The sequence below is a fragment of the Natronospirillum operosum genome, from assembly GCF_004768465.1.
GTDB lineage: Bacteria > Pseudomonadota > Gammaproteobacteria > Pseudomonadales > Natronospirillaceae > Natronospirillum > Natronospirillum operosum.
In genome coordinates this window covers 56,876-82,065 of sequence record NZ_SRMF01000011.1, presented here as the reverse complement: position 1 = coordinate 82,065, position 25,190 = coordinate 56,876, and the positions used below count along the sequence as shown (strand labels likewise).

Here is a 25,190-nt window from a genome sequence, read left to right as displayed (position 1 = left end):
AGCCCGGCCAGGAGCCCGACGCATGCTGCACCTGCTTATTGGATTACTGATTCTGACCGCCCTGGTCGTGCTGACCATGCGTTTGGTGGTCAACCCGCTGTCACGCCCCGCTGCCATCGGACTGGCCGAACACAACAGCCTGCAGCCCTGCCCGGGCACACCAAACTGTGTCTCCAGTCAGGCCGCCACCGACGCGGCGGAGTACATTCAGCCGCTGCAGGTCAGCGCGACTCAGGAGGCGCCGATCGATGCGGTCAGTCGCCACCTCGGGGCCGTCGGCAATTACCGCATCGTGACGCAGGATCCGCATTATCTGCATGCCGAATTCATCACTCCATTGATGGCGTACCGGGATGATCTGGAACTGCTGGCAGACCCGGCCCAGCCAGGCCAGGTGCAGGTTCGCAGCGCTTCTCGTGTAGGACGCAGTGATCTGGGCAAGAACCGGGCCCGCGTCGAAGCGCTGCGCCAGGCTCTGGCATCAGACAGCAGCGCCACGACCGCCGACTGAAGGCTCAGTCGCCGTGGTCCAGCACATAGCCAAAGGGGGTATCCCGGGATGGCTGGTGCCACAGCGGGGCATGCAACAGCAGAAAATGCCCCCCGTACCAGAGAATCATGCTGTATACAGCGGCATGCGGAATGCCGCCGACAAACATCTGATGGCCCATTATCCACTGGCTGAACGCCAGCAGAATGGCGCCCGGAATGGCGATCCTGTGCACCCGGCTGCACAGGATGACGGCCAGCACAAATATCGTGACGAGCACCGCATACACCACCAGTGCTTCGTGAATCAGCCCCGGCACATACCAGAGTCGATAGGTTGCCAGCATGGCACCCAGAATCACCGGGATGCTCAGCATCCACCGCAACTGGCCCATGGCGACAGTCTGTGCAGCCCAGGTGATATAGGCTACAAAGCCGCACATGGAGAGCACCAGAGTCAGCGTGAAGTGGCCAGCATCCCAGGCCACGGCATCGGCAGCCGCAAACAGCCCGACGCCAACCAGCAGCGCCAGCCGGCGCTGCTGATACTGCGGCCAGTGCCAGGCGGTCCACAGCGCCAGCAGGAGCAGCGGCAGGGGCCGCAGTATCCAGGTCACTTCCGGCGGCACCAGAGCAATATTGTCGGTTACCAGAAACGCCATCACCAGGACGGCCCAGAGCAGATAGAAGCCAGAGGAAACTGCGTTCATCAATGATTATTCCTGACAGCGATCTGCACACTCTAATGCGCCAGCGCACCAGGCGCAATCGATCTTCGACTGCCAGGCCGCTCCTGCCCTGGCTCTCCGGCTGTCAAGTCGGCAGAGCAGGAAAATGAGCTGCAAAAGTACTTGCCAGACACAAGGGGTAGTGGTTTAGAATCACTCTTACCACTACAGATAGTGTTTGCGACCGGCAATGGAAACAGGCGTTGTATGGCCTGCCGCGCGCCGACACATCACGACTAACACTGTTCAAACTTGATATGGCAGGATAGACCATGACACAGACCACCCCGGCCGATCAGACCATCCGCATCGACTTTCAGGACGCCTCCCTCGATATCTGGGACAAGAAGTACCGACTCAAAGACGGTCGGGGTACGCCGATTGACGCGGACATGCACGGCACCTACAGCCGCGTTGCCGAGGCCATTGCCTCGGTCGAGCGCAACAAGACCAAACGCAAGGAGTGGCAGGACAAATTCACCTGGGCGCTGGAAAACGGCGCCATCCCTGCCGGCCGAATCCTGTCCAATGCCGGAGCGCTGGAGCACAAGCCCGCCACGTCAACCATCAACTGCACCGTGTCCGGTACCATTGAAGACTCCATGGACGGCATTCTGGGCAAGGTGCACGAAGCTGGCCTGACCCTGAAAGCAGGCTGCGGCATCGGCTATGAATTTTCCACCCTGCGCCCGCGTCATGCCTTTGTCAGCGGCGCCGGTGCCTACACCTCCGGCCCGCTGTCCTTCATGGACATCTATGACCGCATGTGTTTTACCGTCTCCTCCGCGGGTGGCCGCCGGGGTGCTCAGATGGCCACCTTCGATGTGGGCCATCCGGACGTGCAGGAGTTCATCCGGGCCAAACGGGAAGATGCCCGTCTGCGTCAGTTCAATCTGTCACTGCTGGTCACCGACGAATTCATGCAGGCCGTTATTGACGATACGGACTGGCAGCTGTCCTTCCCGCTGTCCCGCAAGGAGGCCGAGCGCGACGAAATCAATCTGAGCGACCCGACCCAGGTGGTATGGCGTGACTGGCACGTCAAGGCGCCCTACATCACCAATGATCAGGATCAGGTCGCCTTCCGCATCTACAAGACCCTCAAGGCCCGGCATCTGTGGAACGCCATCATGTCGTCGACCTACGACTATGCCGAGCCCGGCTTCATTCTGATTGACCGCGTCAATGAGATGAACAACAACTGGTTCTGCGAAACCATCCGCGCCACCAACCCCTGCGGGGAACAACCGCTGCCGCCTTATGGCAGCTGCCTGCTCGGCTCGGTGAACCTGACCCGCTTTATCGAAAAACCTTTCACCGGTGAAGCCCGCTTCAACTGGGACAAATTCAGCGAGGTGGTCAGCATCTTCACCCGCATGCTCGACAATGTCGTGGAAATCAACGGCCTGCCGCTGGAAGAGCAGCGTCGCGAAATCACCACCAAGCGTCGGCATGGCATGGGCTATCTGGGTCTGGGCTCCACCATCACCATGCTGGGCATGAAGTACGGTGACGATGAATCCGTGGCCTTTACCGAGGAAGTCACCAAGGTCATGGCGCTGGCGGGCTGGCATACCGGCCTGGAGCTGGCGAAGGAAAAGGGCCCGGCGCCCATCATGGAAGAAGAGTTCGAGATCACCCCGGAGATGATGCGCCTGCGGCCGGAAATGGCGGCCGATGGCTATCAGGTCGGCGACAAGCTGCCGGGCCGCATCCTGCATGCCAAATACAGCCGTTACATGCAGAAACTGGCTGAGGTGGACCCGGAACTGGTGCAGGAACTGGCCCAGACCGGCGCCCGCTTCACGCACCACAGCTCCATTGCCCCCACCGGCACCATCTCGCTGTCAATGGCCAACAATGCCAGCAACGGTATCGAGCCCAGCTTTGCGCATCACTACTCACGCAATGTGATCCGCGAGGGTCGCAAGACGAAGGAAAAAGTGGATGTGTTCTCCTTCGAACTGCTGGCTTACCGGCAGTTGATCAACCCGGAGGCCATGCCCTACACCGAAGATGCCGACAAACAGTTGCCCAAGTACTTCATCACGGCGGATGACGTCTCACCCAAGCAGCATGTCGACATCCAGGGGGCCGCGCAGAAATGGATCGACTCCTCCATTTCCAAGACCGCCAATGTACCGACCGATTATGCTTACGAGGACTTCAAGGACATCTATCTCTATGCCTATGAGAAGGGTCTGAAAGGCTGCACGACTTTCCGCTTCAACCCGGAAGCCTTCCAGGGCGTTCTGGTCAAGGAAAAGGACCTGGAGAACACCACCTACCGGTTCAAACTGGAAGACGGCAGCTACCTCGACGCGAAGGGCAACGAAATGGTGGAATATGACGGTGAACAACACACCGCAGCCAACCTGTTCGATGCCCTCAAAGAAGGCTACTACGGCAAATTCTGACGGAATAATCATCATGACTGCACACAAGATTACGCAAAACATCGTGGGTTATCAGGTGGTCAGCCCGGATCAGCCGGCCGCCAATGAAGCTGAAACCGCCACGCAGCCCAAGCTGCAGGAAATACATGAAGCACTGGATCGCCCGGAGGTTCTGCTGGGCTCCACCTACAAGATCAAGACGCCGATGTCGGAGCATGCACTCTATGTGACCATCAACGACATCGTGCTGAACGAAGGCACCGAGCACGAGCAGCGCTGGCCGTTCGAGGTGTTTATCAACTCCAAGAACATGGACCATTTCCAGTGGGTGGTGGCGCTGACGCGTCTGATGTCGGCCGTATTCCGCAAGGGCGGTGACATCACCTTCCTGGTGGAAGAACTGAAGGCGGTGTTCGATCCCCAGGGCGGCTACTTCAAGCCCGGCGGCAAGTTCATGCCTTCGCTGGTCGCCGAAATCGGTGATGCCATCGAGCGACACATGAAGATGATCGGCCTGATTCAGGACGAAGGGCTGAGTGAACACCAGCTCAAGCTGATCAATGACAAGCGGGCCGAATACGACAAGATGAACGGCAAGGCCACCGCACCGGCCAGTGATGATGCTGGCGACTTCCCGCCGGACGCCACCCTGTGCAACAAGTGCAACACCAAGGCGGTGGTCATGATGGACGGCTGCCAGACCTGCCTCAACTGCGGCGACTCCAAATGCGGCTGAGGCTTGCCGGCCAACAGACACGCCGGGTGGTCTCTGATCACCCGGCGCAAGCTGTATTGCCTGTATTGCGCACTGCCGAGGCCCGGCAGACCCGCAAAATTTTTACGATCAGGGGCTATCAATGCGCCGCAAAAGGAGTATGCTAGTCTTACTTTCTCAGGTACCCGACCTACAAGGTCGCCCGTGACAGTCCTTTCCGGCAAGTCTCCTCGAGTGCAAGCCCCCGAAAGTTCCACCCGCGTCCTTCCAGAGTCAGATACCCGTTAAAGCACTGGGCTTCGGCCCAATTCATGGTGGTCGCAACCCCTGTGGTTGCTGCCCGCGTTAGACTGCCGCACTGCTTTGCAGTCGGCATATATACACCCCGTAATTGGGGTATAAGTGAGAAAAGAGGAAAACATGTCAGGTCAAACTATTACCGGCACAGTAAAGTGGTTCAACGACGAGAAAGGCTTCGGCTTTATCGAACGTGAAGGCGGTACCGATGTCTTTGTTCATTTCCGTGCTATTAATGGCACTGGTCGTCGTACCCTTCTCGAAGGCCAGCAGGTTACTTTTGAAGTAACTCAGGGTCAGAAAGGCCCTCAGGCCGATAACGTTACACCGCTGTAAGTCAGTGTTTCGGTAATCGGATTCAGGACTCCTCGCTCTGCGATCAGAGTCCATAGAAAGGCGGTGCATCAGCACCGCCTTTTTTATGCCTGCTGATCAGTGCCGGCGGTCGTCCGGGCCCTGGTCGCCCCGCTGATCATCTTCCAGCCAGCGCTCATCAGCCTGCTCGTCATCCAGAAAGGCGGTGTCATCGTTGCCACCCTCGTCTTCCCGATCCTCTTCCGGCGGTTCGGCAAACTCCTGCAGCCACCGATAGACCAGCGCCAGCGCGGCAATCTGCACAATGACGAAATAAACCCCCACCAGCACCGCCAGCGGCACCCCTATCGGGCCCAGAGCCCCCTGCAAAAACATGGGTACCAGGTTGATAATCAGCGGAAACAGGACACTGATCAGTCCAACCCGCCAGTAATGCTCGCCAGCCATCTGACCGGCCGCGCGCAGCCCGCCGGCCTGACCCAGAGCAATACGCGGCAATACCATGGAAAAGCGCCCATAGACCGCAATACCTGCGATCAGGCCAATCAGCACGGCCAAGCTGGCAAACACCGGCACCCCGGTCATGTTGGCAATGACGACCAGCGGCATGCTGATCAGGCTGGCCAGCACCAGCACGATCAGCGGCAAACCGATGCTCCACAGGAAATACCAGGTTTCACGGCTGGTCCAGCGCAGGCCACCACTGGCTTCATTCAGCGCGCCCCGGATAAAGATCTGATGGGCCGGTACAGCCACCATGGCAGTCACCACCAGACCGGTGATACCAAACAGCACGATCATCAGTATCGCGCCCTCGCCGGCTTCCGGCCCGCCCCAAAAGGTACCGGCGACCTGCAGTCCCACCAGCAGGATCAGCGGCCACTGAATGGCTGGCAGCAGACTTTCGCGCATCTGCACCGGCAGCCTGAAGGCGGCCACGACCACTTCCAGAATGGGTAACTTGAGTTTCACCGGCAACTGCATCATTCTCTCCTGACGACGCCGGACAGCCCGGCAGTTTAAATAAGATGGCCGTATTGTGCCAAGGCCTTGCGGAAAGTCCACCCAAAGCCAACCTTGACCATCAACAGCGTCCGAGACCCATCCATGCAGATTCGACCCGCGCGTCGGCGCGACCTCAAAGCCATTGTGCGTATTTACAACGCATCGATACCGGACGGGCTGGCGACGGCCGACCTGGAGCCGGTGACCGAAACCGAACGTCTGGACTGGTTCAAGGCGCACCAGAAACCGGGTTATCCCCTGCTGGTTGCCTGCCCGGACGACGAGCCGCATACGATACTGGGCTGGGCCACCCTGAGCTCATTCTACGGGCGCCCGGCCTATGACGGAACCCGGGAAGTGGCAGTCTATGTGGCGCCGGAAGCGCATCGTCAGGGCGTCGGCCGCACGCTGCTGGCGGCACTGCTGGACAGGACACCGGCTCTGCAACTGCATTCCGTGCTGGCCTATATCTTCAGCCACAACCGGGCCAGCCTGCACCTGTTCGAACAATTCGGCTTCGAGACCTGGGGGCAGTGCCCTGGCGTGGCCCGCATGCACGGGCAGCCCATCAGCCTGACCATACTGGGGCGCACGCTGACCGCAACACCCCCCGAGGCCGGCGCAGAAAAAACGGGGTGATCGAAACCTGAAGCGGCTTGCAGGGTGCGTTTTTGTGCTACCTTGGCGCCAAAACAACGTACACTGCCCGCTCTTGAACCAGCCGACTCCTATACCATGTCCGACACCCCCGCACTTGATACCGAGTTTCACAGCGCAACCGGCACCGTCACGCTGCACCGCCTGCCGGAACGCCATCACCCAGCGTTGCGCGCCTGGGATGCTGCCGACGACTACCTGATTCGGACACTGCACAGCGCTCCACCCGAAACCCCCTTGCTGCTGGTGAATGATGCCTTCGGTGCCCTCGGCTGTGCCTTGCACGCCCATGAACCGACACTGTGGTACGACAGCGCAGTGGAAGCAGAGGCGCTGGCGCTCAATCTGCGCCGCAATGGTCTGTCCGGTCTGCCCCTGATCCCGCAAACCGAGGCGCCACCGGCAGCGGTCACTCAGGTTGTGCTGAAATTGCCGCGCAGCAGTGCTCTGCTGGACTGGCAGCTCGCGCAGCTGAACCAGCACCTGCCGGTCGGCACCCCCATCCTGCTGGGCGGCATGCTGAAACACGTCAAGCCGTCCGACCAGAAAGTCATGCAGGCGCGGCTGGGTAATGTGGAAGCTTCACGCATTGTGCGCAAGGCCCGCTACTGGCAGGCGGTCACCACCGCCGCCGCAGAACCGCCCGCCACACAATCGGTCGCAGTGGCAGACTTTCAGCTGACCTTGCTCAATCATCCGGGCGTGTTTTCGCAGCGCCGTCTCGACCCGGGCGCGGCCTGCCTGCTGCAACATCTGACCCTGCTCGACACCAGCGGTCTGCCGGACCCACATCACGCCATTGATCTGTGCTGCGGCAACGGAGTCCTCGGACTGGCCTGGTTGCGGCTGCACCCCAACGCACGAATGACCTTCTGTGATGCCTCGGCCGCCGCGATCAGCAGTGTACAGGCGTCCGCACAGCGCAACCTCGGTGCCGACCAGCAGTGGTCAGTCGTGCTGCGCGATGGTTTGCAGGATGCCGCCCCACAGAGTGCTGACGTCATCCTGTGCAACCCGCCGTTTCATCAGTCGGATACCGTCACCACGGACGTGGCGCAGGCGTTGTTTCATCAGGCGCGTGGAGTACTGACCGCCGGCGGCCACATGGTGGTGGTGGCCAACAGGCACCTGGGCTACCACCAGATGATGAAATCCTACTTTCGCTCAGTCACCACGCTGAGCAGCGACAAGCGCTTTGTGGTGCTGCTGGCAACCGCCCCGCGACCACCTAAAACCGTGGTCGCTTGAACAGCCGCGTGCGTTCATAGAGGGCTTCCATGCGCCGCAGGCGCTCGCGCGTTTCATCCCAGCGCCGTTCCTGCACGCCCGCCAGCAAGGCCTCTATCAGCGCCATCAGGGGTGTGATTGAATCCCAGGCTGACGGTGCCTCGATATAACAGGGCAGCGTAAAACGGGCATGCGCTGCGGCCGGAGAAACCCAGCGGTCGGTAATCAGCATGACATCCACCCCCTGCTCGCTCGCCAGCTCCACCATCTGTACCACTGAAGGCTCGTAACGACGCACATCAAAAGCCACCAGCACGTCTCCTTCTCGCATGTCGAGCAATGTCGGCGGCCAGGTATTGGGCATGGACGTCAGCACCACCACCTCGCCCCGCATGACTTTCAGCACGGTCGCAAAATAGTCCGCCACCGAGTGCGTCAGGCGCCCACCGAGAGTGTAGATGCGGCGTTCCGAGTCCGACAGCAACTGCGTCATCTCATAGAAGCTCGCCTGGTCAACCTGGCCCAGGGTGGCATTCAGATTCTCTATCAGCTTGTTGGCAAAGCTGTGCAGGATGTGCTCGCCGGGAAAGGAGTCCGCCCATTTGTCGTGCTTGGCGATCGGCGACGCCAGCTTCTCGCTCAGTTCGTCATGCAGGCAGCTCTGGAAGTCCGGATAGCCTGTATAGCCGAGCTTCTGTACCAGGCGCACCACGGTGGGATTGGAGACGCCGGCGGCGCGGGCAATGGAAGCAACCGTGCCCAGAGCAGTGGCCGGAAAGTTGCTGAGCATGTGCGCCGACAGTTGACGCTCCGCTCGTGTCAGCTCGGGCAGCGCATCGCGCAACTGGGTTTCGATGGTGTGCTGTTTTTGGTTCATGTGTCCTCTGACATTGTTGGCTGATCACAGTTTAGTCATTTTGTTCTTTTTGTAACAGACATGTTATTTTTGAAACAATATTGACATTTCATCAGGAGCGTCAGAGACTGAATACGACCTGAAAAGCAGGGAAGGCTTTCCCAATGCAAGCAGCGGATCACCAAGAGCCCAGCAACAACTCTGACAGGCCCGCCGAAGAGCCGTGGCAGGGCGTCGTGAGCTACTGGAATCAGGACGGCAGCCAGGTCGAAGCCCACGCCGAATTTCAAGCCAGCGGTCTGGTGCTGATCTGTGAGCACGCCTCCAATCGGTTTGATGCGCCCTGGGACGACCTCGGGCTGGAGGCTGACCTGGCCTCCAGCCACATCGCCTGGGACCCTGGCGCCCTGCCACTGGCCAGACGCCTGGCGGCAGCACTGGCACCCGTGACCGGGGGCACGGTGCTGGTGCATGCGCCCCTGTCCCGGCTGATTTACGACCTCAATCGCTCGCCCGACCAGTTGGATGCCATGCCGGCACAGTCGGAAAACTACGTTATTCCGGGCAATCAGTCACTCAGTCCCGAACAGCGCCGGCAGCGTATCCGCGCCCTGTACCTGCCCTTTCATGCCAGTGTACACGCAGAAATTGCCGGCATCCTGGCTCAGGGCAAGCGCCCGCTGCTGCTGACCATTCACTCCTTCACGCCCGTTTATCGCGGCCAGGCACGCCAGGTCGAACTGGGTGTGATCCATGATACCGACGATACCCTGGCCCGGGCCATCGTTGCTGCCGCCAGAACCTCTCATCTGGATGTGCGGCTGAATGAGCCCTACTCCGCCCGTGATCATGTTACCCATACGTTGAAACTTCATGCCACACCCTACGACTTGGCACACGCCATGCTGGAGGTTCGCAACGACCTGCTGGCCGATTCGGGAACAGAGGCTGATCTGACCGCACACCTGACTGAAATTCTGACTGCCGCCTTTCAGTCGCTGGGAGACACGCCATGCCTCGATTCCTGATTCTGTATGTGCGCTGGGTGGAACGCCTGAACTACGGCATCGGCCGCCTGGCCATGTTTTCCCTGTTCGCGCTGATGGGTGTGCTGCTCTGGGGTGCTATTGCCCGCGCCGGCTGGCAGCCCCAGATCTGGACCGATGAAGTGGCTCAGTTCATGTTGCTCGGCTACTTCATGCTGGGCGGCGCCTATGCGCTGCAACTGGGATCGGCCGTGCGTATGGATCTGCTCTACAGCCGCTGGTCCGATCGCACCAAGGCGGCCGTCGACGCGGTCACCATTCTGATGCTGTTGATCTATCTCGGTGTGCTGCTTTGGGGCGGCATCGAAAGCACCCAGTACGCGCTGGAGTACGGCGAGCGTCGGCGTGGCCTCTGGCGACCCTATATGGCGCCGATCAAGATCATCATGTGCATTGGCATCAGCCTGATGATTCTGCAGTGCACTGCTTTCCTGATTCGCGATGTAGCCAAACTGAGAAAGGTGGAGATCTGATGTCCTATGAACTGATCGCCGCCCTGATGTTCGGCTCCATGCTGCTGATGATGCTGACCGGTCAGCGCATGTTCGGGGTCATCGGCTTTGTCGCCGTTGTAGCGGCTATCTTCCTCTGGGGGGATCGGGGCGGCTACGACCTGGCCTTTGCGCAGACCATCAAGCTGATGAACTGGTACCCGCTGCTGACCCTGCCCATGTTCATTTTCATGGGCTATGTCATGTCCGAGTCGCACCTGGCGGACGACCTCTACCGCATGTTCCATGTCTGGTTCGGGCCCGTGCCGGGCGGGCTCGCCATCGGGACCATCCTGCTGATGGTCCTGATCTCGGCCATGAACGGTCTCTCCGTTGCCGGCATGGCCATTGGTGCCACCATTGCGCTGCCGGAGCTGCTGCGCCGCTCCTACGACAAGCGCATGGTCACCGGTGTCATACAGGCCGGTGCCAGCCTGGGCATACTGGTGCCGCCCTCCGTGGTCATGGTGCTCTACGCCATGATCGCGCGCCAGCCGGTGGGCAAACTCTGGCTGGCCGGCGTCATGCCCGGCCTGTTGCTGGCAGCGCTGTTCATCCTCTACATCTGGCTGCGCTGCAAGTTCAACCCCTCTCTCGGCCCGCCCATTGCGGAAGCGGAGCGGGAGAAAATCACCAGGGCGGAAAAGTACCGTCTGTTGCTGGCCGGGCTGATGCCGGTAGGCATTTTCCTGGTGATGATGGTGCCCTTTGTGGCCGGCTACACGCGTCTGGTCGAGAGCTCCGTGATCGGGGCCCTGGCGGCCACGTCAGTGGCCCTGTTCAAGGGCCGCATGACCTGGAAGATTCTCGATATCTGCACGCGCAAAACCCTGGCCATCAGCTGCATGTTCCTGTGGATCATTCTCGCCGCCCTGGCCTTTGGTGCCGTCTTTGACGGACTGCGCGCGGTGGATTTTGTCCGCGACCTGTTCATGGACAACCTCGGTCTCGGGCGCTGGGAAATACTCATCCTGATGCAGCTGAGTTTTATCCTGATGGGCACCTTTCTCGACGATACCGCCATGCTGGTCATCGTCGCCCCACTCTATGTACCCATTGTGCGTATGCTGGAGTTCGACCTGATCTGGTACGGCGTTCTGTACACCATCACCTGTCAGATTGCCTACATGACACCGCCATTTGGCTACAACCTGTTCCTGATGCGTGCCATGGCCCCAAACGACGTCACGTTGAACGACATCTACCGCTCCATCATCCCTTTTGTGGGTGTAATGATCCTCGGGCTCGCCATCGTGATGGCATTTCCGCAGATTGCGCTCTGGCTGCCCGAGCTTCTTTACAACCCCTAACCAGGGCTGCACCGCTGCAGACCCTACATTGACCGGAAAGAGGGAAATACCATGACATCACGACGCAAGTTTCTAACGGGCAGTGCGCTGGCAGGCGTAGCCGCCATAACGGCTTCGGCAGCCTCAACCAAGGTCCTGGCCCAGTCCACCATTCGCTGGCGACTGCAAACCTACGCCGGCTCGGCACTCGGCGCGCAGGTGGTCAAGCCGGCGGTGGACATGTTCAATGCCATCGCCGGAGACGAGATGCAGATCGATCTCTACTACGCGGATCAACTGGTCCCCACGGAAGAGCTGTTCCAGGCCATGCAACGCGGCACCATCGATGCGGTACAGTCGGACGACGACTCCATGATGTCGCCCACCGATGTGACGGTGTTCGGTGGCTATTTCCCCTTCGCCAGCCGCTATTCACTCGATGTGCCGGCCCTGTTCAACGATTGGGGGCTGAATGAAATCTGGGCCGACCAGTACGCGAATGTCGGGGTAAAACACATCTCCGCCGGCGCCTGGGACCCCTGCCATTTCATCACCACCTCACCCATCAACAGCATGGAAGACCTGCGCGGCAAGCGGGTATTCACCTTTCCTACCGCCGGCCGCTTCCTGAGCCAGTTCGGGGTGGTACCGGTGACGGTGCCCTGGGAAGACGTGGAAATTGCCCTGCAGACCCGCGAGATCGACGGCGTAGCCTGGTGCGGCATTACCGAGGCGTACGAAGTCGGCTGGGCGGACATCTGCTCGCATTTCCTGACCAACAACATCTCCGGTGCCTGGATCGGTCACTTCTTTGCCAACATGGACCGCTGGAATGAACTGCCCGAGCATCTGCAAGTCCTGATGGCAGCCTGCTTCGAACAATCCCACTACTACCGTCAACACTGGTACTGGGCGGGTGAAGCAAGATTGCGTACCGAAGGCACCAAGCTCGAACTGACCTCCATACCGGATGCAGAGTGGGCTCAGGTAGAAGGCGCGGCGCGCGAGTTCTGGGACGACATCGCGGAAGAATCCGACACCGCCGGCAGAGTGGTGCAGATATTCAAGGACTACAATGCATCCATGGACAGGGCGGGCCGTCCATACCGTTACAGCTAGCCATGCAATCCAACTCGGTAGTATGAAGTCGAGCATCAGGTTGGGTGGTTACGGGCCACGGCCAGTGTCGACTACCGCAGGTGTCTTTGATGGGCAGGCGCAGCACAAGCGCCCGCCAGCCAGAGGCACCCGTGGTAGCCGGCACCCCTCTGTACGCTCCCGACAAGACCAACAAACAAGCAAACTGGAGGTTTTGAAATGGCTGGAAACCTGACCCTGGACACCTTGTCAAAAGCCGTCGAAACAGGCGACATCGATACGGTCATTGTGGCTGCCGTTGACATGCAGGGACGACTGGTCGGCAAGCGCTTCCATGCCGCGCATTTCATCAGTGAAGGCTGGCATGAAACCCATTGCTGCAACTACCTGCTGACGGTGGATATGGAAATGTTCACCGTGCCCGGCTACAAGACAGCCAGCTGGGAGAAGGGCTATGGTGACTACATCATGAAGCCGGATCTCGACACCATGCGGCGCCTGCCCTGGCTGGAGGGCACGGCTCTGGTGCTGTGTGATTTGCTGGACCACCACAGCCATGAAGAGGTGCCCGAATCACCGCGTGCCATACTCAAAAAGCAGGTGGCCCGCGCCCGCGCCATGGGCTTTGAGCCCATGATGGCGACCGAGCTCGAATTCTACGTGTTCGAGAACAGCTACGAGACCCTGCGCGACCAGGGTACAACCAACCTGGCGCCGATATCGGCCTACAACGAAGACTACCACATCTTCCAGACCACCAAGGAAGAACCCCTGATGCGGGCCCTGCGCAACGGGCTTTATGGTGCCGGCATTCCGGTGGAGAATACCAAGGGCGAAGCCGACGCAGGCCAGGCGGAAATCAATGTGCGCTACCTGGACGCCATGAGCACTGCCGACAATCACGTCATCGTCAAGACAGCCACCAAGGAGATCGCCCATGCGCTGGGCAAATCCGTTACCTTCATGGCCAAGTACGATACCGCCAAGGGCGGTTCCTCCTCACACGTGCACCAGTCCCTGTGGACGCTGGATGGCAAGCCCGCCTTCAGAGACGACAAGGACCCGCGCGGCATGTCGGCGCTGATGAAGCATTATCTGGCTGGCCAGCTCGCGTACGCGCGCGACACCACGCTGTTCCTGGCCCCCTATGTGAACAGCTACAAGCGGTTCTGCGTCGGCCTGTTCGCACCGACCAAGGCCGTGTGGTCCTGTGACAATCGCACCGCCGGCTACCGGATTTGCGGTGAGAACACCGGGGCCGTGCGCATCGAATGCCGTATCGGCGGCGCCGACCTCAACCCCTATCTGGCCATGGCAGCCTTGCTGGCGGCCGGTCTGGAGGGTATCGAAAACAAGCTGCCGCTGGAGCCGGAGATGACCGGTGACATGTACCAGCTTGAGGGCATTCGGGAGATTCCCAAAAACCTGCGCGAAGCGGCCGCTCTGACTGCAGCCTCGGAAGCCATGCGGGCGGCACTGGGCGCTGATGTCATCGACCACTATGTGCGGGCGGCGCGCTGGGAGATTGAAGAATCGGACCGCGTGGTTACCGACTACGAACTGAATCGCGGGCTGGAGCGTGCTTAAAACCGGCACATGGTACAGCCTCAACCCACCCGGCACCCTGCGCCAACTTTTGCGTATTCAGGCGAATAATTTGAAAACAACCATTCGGGTACCCGCCTGGGTTACCGAATTAAGGAGACACAGATTTTATGACCAAGATGATTCAATGCATTTCGCCGGTTGATGGCCGCGTCTATGCGGAACGGCCGGCCCTGTCTTTCGAGGCCGCCAATCAGGCCGCGCTGGATGCCAGAGCTGCGCAGAAAGACTGGGCTGCCCTGCCCCTGCAGGAGCGCATCGCGACAGTGCTGGCCGGAGTGGAAAAACTCCAGGCCATGAACCCGACGCTGGTGGAAGAGCTGGCCTGGCAGATGGGCCGCCCGACCCGCTATGGCGGTGAGATGGGCGGCGTGATCGAGCGGGCCGAGTATATGGCCGGGATCGCGGAGCAGGCCCTGGCGCCCACCATTGTCGAGCAGAGCCCGCAGTTCAAGCGCCATATTGCACGCGAACCGGTCGGCGTGGTGTTTATCATTGCGCCCTGGAACTACCCCTTCATGACCGCCATCAATACGCTGGTGCCCGCGCTGATTGCGGGCAATTCGGTGCTGCTGAAGCATGCCAGTCAGACCCTGCTGGTCGGTGAGCGACTGGCCGAGGCGTTTCATGCCGGCGGCGTGCCCGAAGCCGTGTTCCAGAATGTCTTTCTGGATCATGCAGCTACCGAAGCGCTGATCAGGGCCCGCCATTTCGGCTTCGTCAATTTCACCGGTTCGGTGAACGGCGGAGCCGCCATCGAGCAGGCGGCGGCGGGCACCTTTACCGCCACCGGGCTGGAACTCGGCGGCAAGGACCCGGCCTATGTCAGGTCCGATGCCGATATCGAAGCGGCCGTTCCCGGCCTGATGGACGGTGCCCTGTTCAATGCCGGCCAGTGCTGCTGCGGTATCGAACGCATCTACGTTCATGCCAGCCTTTACGATGCCTTTGTCGAGAAAGCCGTGGCCTGGACCAGGGAGCTGACCCTGGGCAATCCCTTTGCGGCGGACACCACCCTCGGCCCCATGGCGCACAAGCGTTTTGCCGCCACCGTACGCGAGCAGGTTGCAGAGGCAGTCAGCAGCGGCGCCCGGGCGCTGATCGACCCGGAGCTGTTCCCGGCGGACGATGGCGGGGCCTATCTGGCACCACAGATTCTGGTGCAGGTGGATCACAGCATGCGGGTCATGCGCGAGGAAAGCTTTGGTCCGGTGGTCGGCATCATGCCGGTGCAGTCGGATGCAGAAGCCATCGAGCTGATGAATGACTCGCCCTATGGCCTGACCGCCTCCATCTGGACGGCGGACTCATCAACGGCCGCAGCCATCGGCGCTCAACTGCAAACCGGCACCGTGTTCATGAACCGCTGCGACTATCTGGACCCGGCCCTGTGCTGGACCGGCTGCAAGGACACCGGCCGCGGTGCGGCCCTGTCACCACTCGGCTACATGGCAGTGACCCGTCCCAAATCCTATCACCTGAAGGAGGTCAGCGCATGAGCGTGCCCAACACCAACTGGTCCTACCCGACCAACATCAAGTTCGGCTGTGGCCGCATTCAAGAGCTGGCCGACCACTGCAAGGCAGCCGGCATGACGCGGCCCCTGCTGCTGACCGACAAGGCGCTGGCCAGACTGCCAGTCACGCAGACCGCCCTGGATGTGTTGGAAAAAGCCGGCATGGGGCGCGCGCTTTTTGGTGAAGTCGACCCCAACCCCACCGAACACAATCTGGAAGCGGGGCTGCAGGTTTACCGCGCCGGTGATCACGACGGCGTGGTCGCCTTTGGCGGCGGTTCGGCACAGGATCTGAGCAAGCTGGTGGCGCTGATGGTGGACCAGCCGGTATCCGTATGGGAGCTGGAAGATGTGGGCGACTGGTGGACGCGCGCCAACCCGGACACCATTGCCCCCATAGTGGCCGTGCCCACGACCGCCGGCACCGGCTCCGAAGTCGGCCGCGCCGGTGTACTGACCAACTCGGTCACGCACCGCAAGAAAATCATCTTTCACCCCAAACTTCTGCCCGCCATTACCCTGTGCGACCCGGAGCTGACCGTCGGCATGCCGCCGGCCATTACCGCCGGTACCGGCATGGATGCGCTGGCGCATTGTCTGGAGGCGTATTGCTCGCCGCACTACCATCCGATGAGTCAGGGTATTGCGCTGGAGGGCATGCGCCTGGTGTTCGAAAACCTGCCGCGCGCCTACCACACCCCGAACGACCTGGAAGCGCGGGCGCACATGATGAGTGCGGCAGCCATGGGGGCGGTCGCCTTTCAGAAGGGCCTCGGTGCCATGCATGCGCTCAGTCATCCGGTCGGAGCGGTCTACAATGCGCACCACGGCACCACCAATGCCACCGTCATGCCCATGGTGCTGGATTTCAACCGAACGGCCATTGAAGAAAAAATCGAGCGCGCTGCTGCCTATCTGGGGATAGAGGGCGGGTTCGACGGCTTCAAGGCCAGAATTCTGGCCCTGCGCGCCGAGCTGGGCATCCCCCGCTCCCTGTCCGAACTGGGCGTCGAGGCCAGCCGACTGGATGAGCTGACCGGCATGGCACTGGAGGACCCCTCCTGTGGCGGCAACCCGGTGGCGATGAATCGCGAGAACACGCGCGCCCTGTTCGAGGCCTGCCTGTAACGACAGCGGCAAGTGGTCCGGCTCAGACCGGAATCGGGCAGTCGATGAACTGGTGGTCGATACCAAAATCGGCCACCAGTTTTTCCCCTACCGCCTGCACTCCGTAGCGCTCGGTTGCATGGTGCCCGGCAGCGAGAAAGTGAATGCCCAGCTCGGCGGCCGCGTGCGCCGTCGGCTCCGATATTTCACCGGTGATGTAAACATCCGCGCCCACCGCCGCTGCATCATGAATCATGCCCTGTGCCGCCCCGGTACACCAGGCCACATGCGATACGGTTGCCGGGCCGCCCGGCACGTGAATGGGCCTGAAGTCGAGAATCTGTTCCAGTTGCAGCTTCAGGCTGGCGATGTCCTGCGGTGCCGCCGTCACGCCGCGATTGCCGATGGGCCGGGCTTCGTCACGCAGGCTGCCGGTCACCTTCCAGCCCAGACGCTTGGCCAGTTGCGCATTGTTGCCCAGCGTCGGATGTGCATCCAGCGGCAGATGGTAGGCCCAGAGTGACACCCCGGCCTCGAACAGAGTGGCAATGCGGCGGCGCTTCATGCCGGTGATGCGCTGATCTTCACCCTTCCAGAAATAACCATGGTGGACCAGCACCGCATCGGCATTGTTGGCAATGGCCGCATCCAGGAACTCCTGGCTGGCCGTGACACCGGTGACCAGCTTGCGGATGGGGCGATGCCCCTCCACCTGCAGACCATTGGGGCAATAGTCCCTGAAGGCTTCGGGCTCAAGCAGCGCATTCAGATGAATATCCAGTTCTCGGATGGCAACAGCCATGGAGGCACACACTCGGATTGACGAAAATGAGCCTCTATTGAACTGTGCCCGCCCGCTCAGGTCAACATCGGTCGGCGCGGCGTCTCTTCTTCATTCGACAGCGGCCGGGCGATCTTCGGCAGCCAGGTTCTGCAGCCACTTGTACTGCCGGATACGCCAGAGGTTGGCGCCGGCCTTGACCACCTCTTCACCCAGAATCATGGCGTACACCACGGGGAAAGCCCACTGCCACCAGAAAGCCGCCGCCAGAGTCAGCGGCAGGCCGACCAGCCAGAGCGCCCCCATATCCAGATAGAGGCAGAACTTGCTGTCACCGCCGGAGCGCAACACACCCTGGATGGCCGTCATGTTGAAGACCTTGATCCAGAACCCCAGACACATGACGGCAAAGGCCCACTGCATCATGGTCAGGGTTTCGACATCCAGATTCATCAGCGGCAGGAACCATGGCGACAGACTGAGCAGTATGACCCCCAGCACCAGGGACCCGGCCGGCGACCACAACAGAAACTGGCGCACCAGATAGCGGGTTTCGGCAAAGTCGCCGCGTCCCAGGCGCTGCCCCACCATGATGGCGCAGGCATTGGTCACCCCGAAGAACAGGCTGTGATAGATGCCCTCCACCGGCGCCAGCAGGCTCATGACCGCCAACGGGCGCGTGCCCATATTGCCTGCAATCAGGTGATAGCTCAGTGAACCCATGGCCCACAGCGTGAAATTCAGCACCAGTGGCCAGGAAATGCGCCAGAATTGGGGAAACAGCCCGTTCCACCATACGGCGGTGAAATCCGCCCGCTGCAGGCGCAGCGGGCTGTGGGGTCGCTGCTGGCCCCAGAACATCCAACTGATCTGGAAGATACGCGCCAGCACTGTGGCCAGGGCGGCACCGGCAACGCCCAGCGCGGGCACGCCCAGACCGCCGTTGATCAGCCAGTAGTTCAGTATCACGTTCAGGCCGATGGTGACGGCCGCATAATAGAGGGGAACCCGGGTATTGCCGATCGCGCGCAGGGCACCTTCGTAGATGATGACCAGCTGCGTCAGCCAGAGCGAGAAGGCGGTGATCACCAGATAGCGGGTGCCCTGATCCATGACCTGTGAATTATCTGTACCCAGCGCCATCAGGGCTGACGCCTGCCAGATCATCAGCCCGGTGATGGGCAGCATCAGCACGGTACCGACCAGCAGACAGAGGGCCAGGATTTCCCGCACCCGTTGCAGGCGCCCGGCACCGAAATACTGCGCCACCAGCACGCTGCAGCTGGTGCCCATGGCGGCCATCATCAGGATCACCACAAAGTTGAGCTTGCTGCCCAGCCCTACGGCCCCGACGGCGGTTTCCCCCAGGCCGCTGACCATCAGCACATCGGCCATGCCCAGACCGGCCACCAGCGCAGACTGGATGGCCACCGGGATGGCGAGGGTCATCACCTCTTTCAGCAGTGGGCGGCGGGACAGCGCGGATGTCATGACAATCTGACCAGTGTGTCGTTGCGGGACAAGCGTCGAATAATAGACGCTCCGGCCTGCAGCCGGTATGTTATACCCTGCCACTCACCTGTGAATTTTTCCCCAAGGCTGAATATCAATGTGGGCTGATGTGCTCCACCTGGGCAAGGGCTGCCGCGAACAATTCATCACCGGCCAGGATTTCCCCGAGCTGGCCGCGCATGATTTCCGCATGGCCGGCGTGAGCCATCTGCGCGGAACCTATGTGGTCGGCCGACGCAACCCGGACATCCATACTCTGGTGTTTGCCGTCGGCGGTCAGGGCAAGGTCACCCTGCCCGGGCTGCCGGAGATCCGGGTGCAGCCCGGGCAGTTCATCTTTCTGCCTGCCCGCAGGCCATTTCGTTTCGAAATCGATGGTGAGGAATGGCAGACCTGCTGGCTGCTGCTGCCGGACAATGATCGCTGGGGGTTTCTGACCACGCGCCCGGCCGGGGTCTTCTCGTCCCAGGTGTGCTGGAGTCTGTTTCATCTGATGCAGAGCCTGTATCACCAGGCCCAGTCGCCCCGACGCGGGCGCCTGGTAGCCATGCTGGCCGAAGTGCTGAGTGAGGAGGTGACTCAGGAGCCCAGGCGGGATGCCAAACAGGAGCGCCTGCAGCGCCTGTTCAACCAGCTTGAAGACCGACTGCACGCACCCTGGACCCTGGACAGCCTGGCGGCGGAAGTCCACTACTCGCCGTCCCACCTGCACCGGCTCTGCCACCGCTACTTCGGTTGCAGCCCGATGCAGCAACTCAGCACCATGCGCCTGGAAAAGGCCTGTGAACTGCTGCGCTACACCGAGTGGCAGGTCCGTCAGGTCGGGCAGCGTGTGGGCTATCATGACCCCATCAACTTCACGCACTGGTTCCGCCGCCATACCGGCCTGGCACCGACGGACTGGCGCCAGGCACAAGGCCGGGGCAACTGACTACTGCAACACCCACAATTCGGTGGCTTCGGTCGGCAGCTGCAGGGTCAGCCGAGCCTGGTCGGCCGCCAGCCGCTGCTGGCCGCCCTGCCGCACCCAGTGCCCGTGCTGAATCGGCAGGCCGGCCAGAGACAGATTCAGGGTCAGCTCGGTCGTCCCCCGGTTGACCCCGACCAGAGCCGCCTGGCCCCGACTGACCCGGGCAAATACCCAATGGTCCGGCCCCGCTTCCAGATCCGTTACCCCGCCCTCGCTCAGCACCGGCAAGGCCCGACGCCAGCCAATGGCTTCGCGGGTCGCGTGCAGGATGGACTGATTCCAGTCGCGTTCATCCCACGGGAAGGGACGCCGACAGTCCGGATCTTCCCCGCCTTGCAGGCCGATCTCGTCACCATAATAGAGGCAGGGGACGCCCAGATAGGTCATTTGGAGCCGAATGGCCATGATCATCCGTCTGACATTGCCCTGTAGCAGAGTCAGCAGCCGGGGCGTGTCATGGCTGTTCAGCAGGTTGAGCTGGCAGCGCGCCATCTGGAACGGCAGCTTGGCCCGCGCTTCGCGCAGCCAGACCGCAAACTCCCGGCCGTCCAGAGTCGAAGGCTCCCGGTTCAGGTCCCGCCCGGCCAGGAACATCCACAGCGGATGCATGAAGCCATAGTAGTTCATGGCGGCATCCTCCTGATCGCCCTGCAACCACTGAGTGGCCTCGAAGAAGTGCTCGCCGAGCAGATAGGCCTCTGCATTCTCTGCCTTGATGGACTGTCGCATGGCGGCCACATGATGGGCATTGTTGGCCGCACCCGGGCCCTCGCCCAGCATGTGAATGACATCCAGACGCCAGCCGTCGATCCGGTACGGCGGACGCAGCCAGTGCCGCAGTACCGCGCCGTCTCCCGCATAGCAGTGCGCGACCACTTCTGCATTGCTGTAATCCAGCACCGGCAGCGAACTGTGGCCCTTCCAACTGGCATAGTCGCCGTCTGCATCCAGATAGTAGCCGCTATAGGGCAATTCACCGGCCCGGGCACGCTGAAACCACGGGTGCTCAACCGAGGTGTGATTCAGCACACCGTCCAGTAGCAGCCTGATACCCCGCTCACGGGTCCGGGTGCGCAGTTCGATCAGGGCGTCGTTGCCGCCCAGCCGCGGGTCGACATTGAAGTAGTCGATGGTGTCGTACTTGTGGTTGGAGTCCGAGTGAAACACCGGGTTAAGATAGATGGCAGTGATACCGAGCTGTTCCTGCAGATAGTCCAGGCGCTGCACTATGCCCGGCAGGTCGCCGTGAAAGAACTCGTTGGGGCCGTCGGCCTGCTGCGGCTGCTCATGCCATGCCCGGGCACGCAAGGGTCGCTGGCCCAGGTAGTGGTAGGCTCCGTCCGGCTGATCGAGCGACGGATCGCCATTGCAGAAACGGTCGGGGAATATCTGGTAGAAAATCTGCCCCGACACCCAGGCCGGGGGCGCCACATGGGCCCAGCGGAAGGCCACTTCCGCCGGCGGCAGTCGGGGATGCTCCCCATCAGCCGCGAGCCAGCGCCTGTCGTCGGCCACGGCCACCTTGAACACATAGGCCGTATGTGGGCGCACCGGGTCCTGCGGGATCACCACCTCCCACAACTGCCCAGCCACACCGCCTTTGATGCGTTGCATGGGCAGCAGTTGCTCTTCATTGTCGGGGTCGATGCGCACCCAAGCCGCACTGACCGCTGCGATCGAGTCATCGGGCGGGGTCTGCAGACGCAGGGTCAGGGTGTCTGCGGTGGCGGTCAGAAAATCCCGGGTCGGTTGATGATAGAGCCTGATCACGCTGGTTCCTTATTCTGCTTGCGGGCAATCACAGGCAGAGCAGGCTAACGGCTTTGCGGCGGCAGGGTCAGATTGAATTGGCAGCATCAGGCCCAACTCAGACCCTCGACCGGCGCTACACCCCCGGCCCGGGTATTCGAACCCCGGGGCGGGAGAGCTGCGGAGGGCCGCCGGCTCAGGCCGGGCAGGTACTCAGGGCGGCCAACAGCGCTGCGTTTTCTTCCGGCGTACCCACGGTCAGGCGCAGGCAGTCACGCAGCAGAGGATGGCTGCCATCCAGGCACTTGACCAGCACGCCTTCGGCGCGGCACTGATCGAACCAGGCGCGGGCGCGCCCTTCCGGCGTGCGTACCAGCAGGAAGTTGGCTTCCGACGGCCAGACTTTCTCCAGCGGCAGCGCCTGCAGTGCCTTGTAAAGCCGCTCGCGTTCACTGCAGATGCGCGCTGTCTGCTCGGCCAGAACGTCATAGTGGTCCAGGGCGAAGCGGGCACTGGCCTGCGTCAGCACATTGATGTTGTACGGCAGGCGCAGCTTGTCGATCTGTTCCAGCCAGGCCGGACGGCCCATCAGCACGCCCAGACGCAACCCGGCCAGTCCGACCTTGGACAGGGTGCGCATGATCAGCAGATGTTCGTAGTCGTCCAGCAGGTACAGATAGTCGGCCTCGGTGAAGGCTGTGTAGGCTTCATCGATCACCACCAGCCCAGGTGCGGCCTCGATGACCCGCCGCAACTGCTCCGTGCCCCAGAGGTTGCCGGTCGGGTTGTTGGGCTGGGCCAGGAAGATCACGGCCGGCTGTTCTGCCTCTATGGTCTGCAGCAGCTTCGGCATGTCCAGTTCGAAGTTGGCATCCAGATCCACCCCTACAAAATCCAGGTGCAGAAAGCCGGCAATCATGCGGAACATGACGAAACCCGGCTGGGGCGCCATCACCACCCGATCCGGGCCGGATACCGCCATCATGATCAGCTGGATGATTTCATCCGAACCATTGCCCAGCAGCAGGTCGTATTCCGCACGCAGCCCGAAGCGGGCGCGCAGATCGGCCTTGAGCTCGTCCGCGGCTGCCGAAGGGTAGCGATTCAGGGCCACTTCGCGCAGGGTGTCGGCCCAGGCCAGCCGCATGTCCTCCGGCCAGATGTAGGGGTTCTCCATGGCATCCAGCTTGATCAGCCCGGCTGCAGAAGGCACCGGATAGGCTTTCTGCCGCTGAATATCGGGGCGGATCCAGCGTTCAATCTGTCGTTCCAGCTGATCGCTGTCCAAACGGTGCGCTGTCATAATCCGCAAAACCTCAGTCTTTGATCCGCAGTTCGGCACTGCGTGCGTGTGCTGTCAATTGCTCGCCGCGCGCCAGGGGTCCGGCCGCGCGCCCCAGTTCCGACGCAGAATCGGCCGTGCACTGGATAATGGAAGTCTTCTTCTGGAAGTCATAGACGCCCAGCGGCGAGCTGAAACGGGCGGTACCCGATGTCGGCAACACGTGGTTCGGCCCGGCCACATAGTCACCTAGGGCTTCCGAGGTGTAGCGGCCGAGGAAGATGGCGCCGGCGTGGCGGATGCGGGGCAGATACTGCTCCGGGTCCTCGACGCTCAGCTCCAGGTGCTCGGGGGCCACCTGATTGACCACGTCCATGGCTTGCTCCAGGTCACGTACCAGAATCAGGGCACCGCGCTCGGTCAATGACTGCCGGGCGATGGCGGCGCGCTCCAGCGTCGGCAACTGACGGTCTATGGAGGCAGCCACCTGATCCAGAAAGTCGGCGTCCGGCGACACCAGAATGGCCTGCGCATCCGGGTCATGCTCGGCCTGCGAAAACAGGTCCATGGCAATCCAGTCGGGGTCGGTCTTGCCGTCACAGACCACCAGAATCTCCGACGGGCCGGCAATCATGTCGATGCCGACCTGACCGAATACATAGCGCTTGGCGGTGGCCACATAGATGTTGCCCGGCCCCACTATCTTGTCGACGCCCGGGATGGTTTCGGTGCCATAGGCCAGAGCGGCAATGGCCTGCGCGCCACCCATGGTAATGACCCGATCGACTCCGGAAAGATAAGCCGCAGCCAGCACGAAATCCTGCATATCACCGTCCGGGGTCGGGTGCGCCATGATGACTTCCGGCACCCCGGCCACCTTGGCCGTGACCGCCGTCATCACTACCGAGCTGGCCAGCGGTGCCGAGCCACCCGGTACGTAGACACCGACGCGGTCGACCGGGGTGACCCGCTGGCCGAGCACAGTGCCGGAGGCATCCGTATACTGCCAGTCGGTCTGGCACTGCCGCTGGTGAAACTCCCGCACCCGGGCGACGGCAATCTCCAGCGCCTGCTGCAGGGTCGTGGACAGGCGCCCCCAGGCGGCTTCCAGATCGGCGCGCTCGAGCGTCATGGCGCTCATGTCGGTGAACTCGGTGCGATCGAACTTGTTGGTGTATTCGATGACGGCGGCATCGCCGCGCCGCCGCACATCGGCAATGATGTTCTGCACGGTCTGATTGACGGCAGCATCGGACACGCCTTCCCAGGCCACCAGTTTCTGCAGCGCGGCCGGGAAGTCGGCGTCGGCGGCATTCAGTCGTTGAATCAGCGTTTTCTCGGTGCTCATCTTCTGCTCGTACCCTCACTTGAGGCGTGCTGAAAGGTTGAATCAGGCTGCCTTGCCGGCCTGACTGACCGCGCGCTGCAACTGATCGACAATCGGCTGCAGGCGTGCAGCCTTGGTCTTGTATCCGGCTCTGGATGCCACCAGGCGGGTGGATATGTCGGCAATATGGTCCAGCGGCTCCAGGCCATTGGCACGCAGCGTGCCGCCTGTGTCGACGATATCGACGATACAGTCGGCCAGATCCAGAATGGGAGCCAGCTCCATGCCGCCATACAGCTTGATGATGTCGACCTGCCGACCCTTTTCGGCGTAATAGCGCCGGGCCACCTGGACGAATTTGGTCGCCACCCGCATGCGCCCTTCCGGCATCACATGCCCTTTCAGGGCCGCCGTCATCAGCCGGCAGCGGGCGATGTTCAGGTCCAGCAGCTCGTACATTTCCTGCGCGCCGTGCTCCATCAGCACGTCCTTGCCGGAAACGCCCAGATCAGCCACTCCGTACTCCACATAGGTGGGTACGTCAGTGGCCCGGATCACGATCAGTCGCACCCCGGGCTGATTGGTTTCGAATATCAGCTTGCGACTGGTATGGATGTTCTCGGCGGGTTCAATACCCGCCTGCGCCAGCAGCGGCAGCGTTTCCTTCAATATGCGCCCCTTGGAGAGTGCAATGGTGATGGGTGAACCTGAGGCCTGGTCAATCATGATAGC

Annotated in this window: 23 protein-coding genes; 14 read left to right on the top strand and 9 right to left on the bottom strand. The window is 61.5% G+C overall.

The window, feature by feature from the left end; translation table 11 throughout:
• Positions 1 to 22 precede the first annotated feature (22 nt).
• A complete protein-coding gene (locus E4656_RS17785) occupies positions 23 to 511 on the top strand; it encodes a DUF1499 domain-containing protein (RefSeq protein WP_167856123.1) in 489 nt (162 codons plus the stop codon).
• Between the two features lie 4 nt (positions 512 to 515).
• Here the strand turns inward: E4656_RS17785 and E4656_RS17780 are convergent, their stop codons facing one another.
• The gene (locus E4656_RS17780; protein ID WP_135484666.1) at positions 516 to 1,199 is read right to left on the bottom strand and encodes a lysoplasmalogenase family protein; all 684 of its coding nucleotides are present in this window, start codon (positions 1,197 to 1,199) and stop codon (positions 516 to 518) included.
• 290 nt (positions 1,200 to 1,489) lie between these two features.
• On the opposite strand from E4656_RS17780, the gene E4656_RS17775 reads away from it, so the two are divergent.
• The 3 genes from E4656_RS17775 to E4656_RS17765 all read left to right on the top strand — a co-directional run bounded on the left by E4656_RS17775 (position 1,490) and on the right by E4656_RS17765 (position 4,961).
• Complete coding sequence (locus E4656_RS17775) at positions 1,490 to 3,634, top strand: adenosylcobalamin-dependent ribonucleoside-diphosphate reductase (RefSeq protein WP_135484665.1); 2,145 nt, start codon at positions 1,490 to 1,492, stop codon at positions 3,632 to 3,634.
• 13 nt (positions 3,635 to 3,647) lie between these two features.
• Positions 3,648 to 4,349, top strand: coding sequence for a TSCPD domain-containing protein (locus tag E4656_RS17770; RefSeq protein WP_135484664.1), 702 nt, complete (start codon positions 3,648 to 3,650; stop codon positions 4,347 to 4,349).
• A gap of 399 nt (positions 4,350 to 4,748) precedes the next feature.
• Positions 4,749 to 4,961, top strand: coding sequence for a cold-shock protein (locus E4656_RS17765; protein ID WP_135484663.1), 213 nt, complete (start codon positions 4,749 to 4,751; stop codon positions 4,959 to 4,961).
• A 96-nt stretch (positions 4,962 to 5,057) separates the two neighbouring features.
• On the opposite strand, the gene E4656_RS17760 is transcribed toward E4656_RS17765, so the two are convergent.
• Positions 5,058 to 5,912 (bottom strand): hypothetical protein, encoded by an 855-nt coding sequence (locus tag E4656_RS17760; RefSeq protein WP_167856122.1) that lies wholly within the window; start codon positions 5,910 to 5,912, stop codon positions 5,058 to 5,060.
• Between the two features lie 135 nt (positions 5,913 to 6,047).
• On the opposite strand from E4656_RS17760, the gene E4656_RS17755 reads away from it, so the two are divergent.
• Together E4656_RS17755 and E4656_RS17750 are read left to right on the top strand one after the other, a co-directional pair.
• Positions 6,048 to 6,584, top strand: a complete 537-nt coding sequence (locus E4656_RS17755) for a GNAT family N-acetyltransferase (RefSeq protein WP_135484661.1) — start codon at positions 6,048 to 6,050, stop codon at positions 6,582 to 6,584.
• A gap of 96 nt (positions 6,585 to 6,680) precedes the next feature.
• Entirely contained in the window at positions 6,681 to 7,850 is a 1,170-nt protein-coding gene (locus E4656_RS17750; RefSeq protein WP_135484660.1) for a methyltransferase, read from the top strand.
• Here E4656_RS17750 and E4656_RS17745 read toward each other — a convergent pair.
• Positions 7,831 to 8,706, bottom strand: coding sequence for a MurR/RpiR family transcriptional regulator (locus E4656_RS17745; protein WP_135484659.1), 876 nt, complete (start codon positions 8,704 to 8,706; stop codon positions 7,831 to 7,833). The two genes, E4656_RS17750 and E4656_RS17745, sit on opposite strands and share 20 nt — an antisense overlap.
• Before the next feature lie 215 nt (positions 8,707 to 8,921).
• Here E4656_RS17745 and E4656_RS17740 point away from each other — a divergent pair, with 215 nt between their 5' ends.
• The 7 genes from E4656_RS17740 to E4656_RS17710 all read left to right on the top strand — a co-directional run bounded on the left by E4656_RS17740 (position 8,922) and on the right by E4656_RS17710 (position 16,858).
• Positions 8,922 to 9,713 carry an N-formylglutamate amidohydrolase gene (locus E4656_RS17740; protein ID WP_205849264.1) on the top strand — a complete coding sequence of 264 codons (792 nt, stop codon included), beginning with the start codon at positions 8,922 to 8,924 and terminating at the stop codon, positions 9,711 to 9,713.
• Positions 9,698 to 10,204 carry a TRAP transporter small permease subunit gene (locus E4656_RS17735; RefSeq protein ID WP_135484657.1) on the top strand — a complete coding sequence of 169 codons (507 nt, stop codon included), beginning with the start codon at positions 9,698 to 9,700 and terminating at the stop codon, positions 10,202 to 10,204. Before E4656_RS17740 ends, E4656_RS17735 begins: the two co-directional genes overlap by 16 nt.
• Positions 10,204 to 11,532 carry a TRAP transporter large permease gene (locus E4656_RS17730; protein ID WP_135484656.1) on the top strand — a complete coding sequence of 443 codons (1,329 nt, stop codon included), beginning with the start codon at positions 10,204 to 10,206 and terminating at the stop codon, positions 11,530 to 11,532. The genes E4656_RS17735 and E4656_RS17730 overlap by 1 nt, the downstream gene beginning before the upstream one ends.
• 51 nt (positions 11,533 to 11,583) lie before the next feature.
• Positions 11,584 to 12,630 (top strand): TRAP transporter substrate-binding protein, encoded by a 1,047-nt coding sequence (locus tag E4656_RS17725; protein ID WP_135484655.1) that lies wholly within the window; start codon positions 11,584 to 11,586, stop codon positions 12,628 to 12,630.
• A gap of 198 nt (positions 12,631 to 12,828) precedes the next feature.
• A complete protein-coding gene (locus E4656_RS17720) occupies positions 12,829 to 14,196 on the top strand; it encodes a glutamine synthetase family protein (RefSeq protein WP_135484654.1) in 1,368 nt (455 codons plus the stop codon).
• Between the two features lie 128 nt (positions 14,197 to 14,324).
• Complete coding sequence (locus tag E4656_RS17715; protein ID WP_135484653.1) at positions 14,325 to 15,713, top strand: aldehyde dehydrogenase family protein; 1,389 nt, start codon at positions 14,325 to 14,327, stop codon at positions 15,711 to 15,713.
• Positions 15,710 to 16,858, top strand: a complete 1,149-nt coding sequence (locus E4656_RS17710; RefSeq protein WP_135484652.1) for an iron-containing alcohol dehydrogenase — start codon at positions 15,710 to 15,712, stop codon at positions 16,856 to 16,858. Before E4656_RS17715 ends, E4656_RS17710 begins: the two co-directional genes overlap by 4 nt.
• 22 nt (positions 16,859 to 16,880) lie before the next feature.
• On the opposite strand, the gene E4656_RS17705 is transcribed toward E4656_RS17710, so the two are convergent.
• A complete protein-coding gene (locus tag E4656_RS17705; protein WP_135484651.1) occupies positions 16,881 to 17,639 on the bottom strand; it encodes a Nif3-like dinuclear metal center hexameric protein in 759 nt (252 codons plus the stop codon).
• 90 nt (positions 17,640 to 17,729) lie between these two features.
• Positions 17,730 to 19,109: an MATE family efflux transporter gene (locus tag E4656_RS17700; RefSeq protein ID WP_135484650.1), complete on the bottom strand. Its 1,380-nt coding sequence runs from the start codon at positions 19,107 to 19,109 to the stop codon at positions 17,730 to 17,732.
• A 118-nt stretch (positions 19,110 to 19,227) separates the two neighbouring features.
• Here E4656_RS17700 and E4656_RS17695 point away from each other — a divergent pair, with 118 nt between their 5' ends.
• Positions 19,228 to 20,061, top strand: a complete 834-nt coding sequence (locus E4656_RS17695) for an AraC family transcriptional regulator (RefSeq protein WP_135484649.1) — start codon at positions 19,228 to 19,230, stop codon at positions 20,059 to 20,061.
• Here E4656_RS17695 and malZ read toward each other — a convergent pair whose 3' ends face one another.
• The 4 genes from malZ to hisG all read right to left on the bottom strand — a co-directional run bounded on the left by malZ (position 20,062) and on the right by hisG (position 25,184).
• A complete protein-coding gene (gene malZ / locus E4656_RS17690) occupies positions 20,062 to 21,870 on the bottom strand; it encodes a maltodextrin glucosidase (RefSeq protein ID WP_135484648.1) in 1,809 nt (602 codons plus the stop codon).
• A 175-nt stretch (positions 21,871 to 22,045) separates the two neighbouring features.
• A complete protein-coding gene (gene hisC, locus E4656_RS17685) occupies positions 22,046 to 23,152 on the bottom strand; it encodes a histidinol-phosphate transaminase (RefSeq protein WP_135484647.1) in 1,107 nt (368 codons plus the stop codon).
• 13 nt (positions 23,153 to 23,165) lie between these two features.
• Positions 23,166 to 24,479 (bottom strand): histidinol dehydrogenase, encoded by a 1,314-nt coding sequence (hisD, locus tag E4656_RS17680; RefSeq protein WP_135484646.1) that lies wholly within the window; start codon positions 24,477 to 24,479, stop codon positions 23,166 to 23,168.
• Positions 24,480 to 24,521: 42 nt separating this feature from the next.
• Complete coding sequence (gene hisG, locus E4656_RS17675; protein ID WP_135484645.1) at positions 24,522 to 25,184, bottom strand: ATP phosphoribosyltransferase; 663 nt, start codon at positions 25,182 to 25,184, stop codon at positions 24,522 to 24,524.
• Positions 25,185 to 25,190: the final 6 nt, after the last annotated feature.

What these genes read in the sequence shown, in the direction of transcription:
- E4656_RS17785 (WP_167856123.1), top strand. Translation starts at nt 23, where the DNA reads ATGCTGCACCTGCTTATTGGATTACTGATTCTGACCGCCCTGGTCGTG.
- E4656_RS17780 (WP_135484666.1), bottom strand. Translation starts at nt 1,199, where the DNA reads ATGAACGCAGTTTCCTCTGGCTTCTATCTGCTCTGGGCCGTCCTGGTG.
- E4656_RS17775 (WP_135484665.1), top strand. Translation starts at nt 1,490, where the DNA reads ATGACACAGACCACCCCGGCCGATCAGACCATCCGCATCGACTTTCAG.
- E4656_RS17770 (WP_135484664.1), top strand. Translation starts at nt 3,648, where the DNA reads ATGACTGCACACAAGATTACGCAAAACATCGTGGGTTATCAGGTGGTC.
- E4656_RS17765 (WP_135484663.1), top strand. Translation starts at nt 4,749, where the DNA reads ATGTCAGGTCAAACTATTACCGGCACAGTAAAGTGGTTCAACGACGAG.
- E4656_RS17755 (WP_135484661.1), top strand. Translation starts at nt 6,048, where the DNA reads ATGCAGATTCGACCCGCGCGTCGGCGCGACCTCAAAGCCATTGTGCGT.
- E4656_RS17750 (WP_135484660.1), top strand. Translation starts at nt 6,681, where the DNA reads ATGTCCGACACCCCCGCACTTGATACCGAGTTTCACAGCGCAACCGGC.
- E4656_RS17745 (WP_135484659.1), bottom strand. Translation starts at nt 8,706, where the DNA reads ATGAACCAAAAACAGCACACCATCGAAACCCAGTTGCGCGATGCGCTG.
- E4656_RS17735 (WP_135484657.1), top strand. Translation starts at nt 9,698, where the DNA reads ATGCCTCGATTCCTGATTCTGTATGTGCGCTGGGTGGAACGCCTGAAC.
- E4656_RS17730 (WP_135484656.1), top strand. Translation starts at nt 10,204, where the DNA reads ATGTCCTATGAACTGATCGCCGCCCTGATGTTCGGCTCCATGCTGCTG.
- E4656_RS17725 (WP_135484655.1), top strand. Translation starts at nt 11,584, where the DNA reads ATGACATCACGACGCAAGTTTCTAACGGGCAGTGCGCTGGCAGGCGTA.
- E4656_RS17720 (WP_135484654.1), top strand. Translation starts at nt 12,829, where the DNA reads ATGGCTGGAAACCTGACCCTGGACACCTTGTCAAAAGCCGTCGAAACA.
- E4656_RS17715 (WP_135484653.1), top strand. Translation starts at nt 14,325, where the DNA reads ATGACCAAGATGATTCAATGCATTTCGCCGGTTGATGGCCGCGTCTAT.
- E4656_RS17710 (WP_135484652.1), top strand. Translation starts at nt 15,710, where the DNA reads ATGAGCGTGCCCAACACCAACTGGTCCTACCCGACCAACATCAAGTTC.
- E4656_RS17705 (WP_135484651.1), bottom strand. Translation starts at nt 17,639, where the DNA reads ATGGCTGTTGCCATCCGAGAACTGGATATTCATCTGAATGCGCTGCTT.
- E4656_RS17700 (WP_135484650.1), bottom strand. Translation starts at nt 19,109, where the DNA reads ATGACATCCGCGCTGTCCCGCCGCCCACTGCTGAAAGAGGTGATGACC.
- E4656_RS17695 (WP_135484649.1), top strand. Translation starts at nt 19,228, where the DNA reads ATGTGGGCTGATGTGCTCCACCTGGGCAAGGGCTGCCGCGAACAATTC.
- hisC (WP_135484647.1), bottom strand. Translation starts at nt 23,152, where the DNA reads ATGACAGCGCACCGTTTGGACAGCGATCAGCTGGAACGACAGATTGAA.
- hisD (WP_135484646.1), bottom strand. Translation starts at nt 24,479, where the DNA reads ATGAGCACCGAGAAAACGCTGATTCAACGACTGAATGCCGCCGACGCC.
- hisG (WP_135484645.1), bottom strand. Translation starts at nt 25,184, where the DNA reads ATGATTGACCAGGCCTCAGGTTCACCCATCACCATTGCACTCTCCAAG.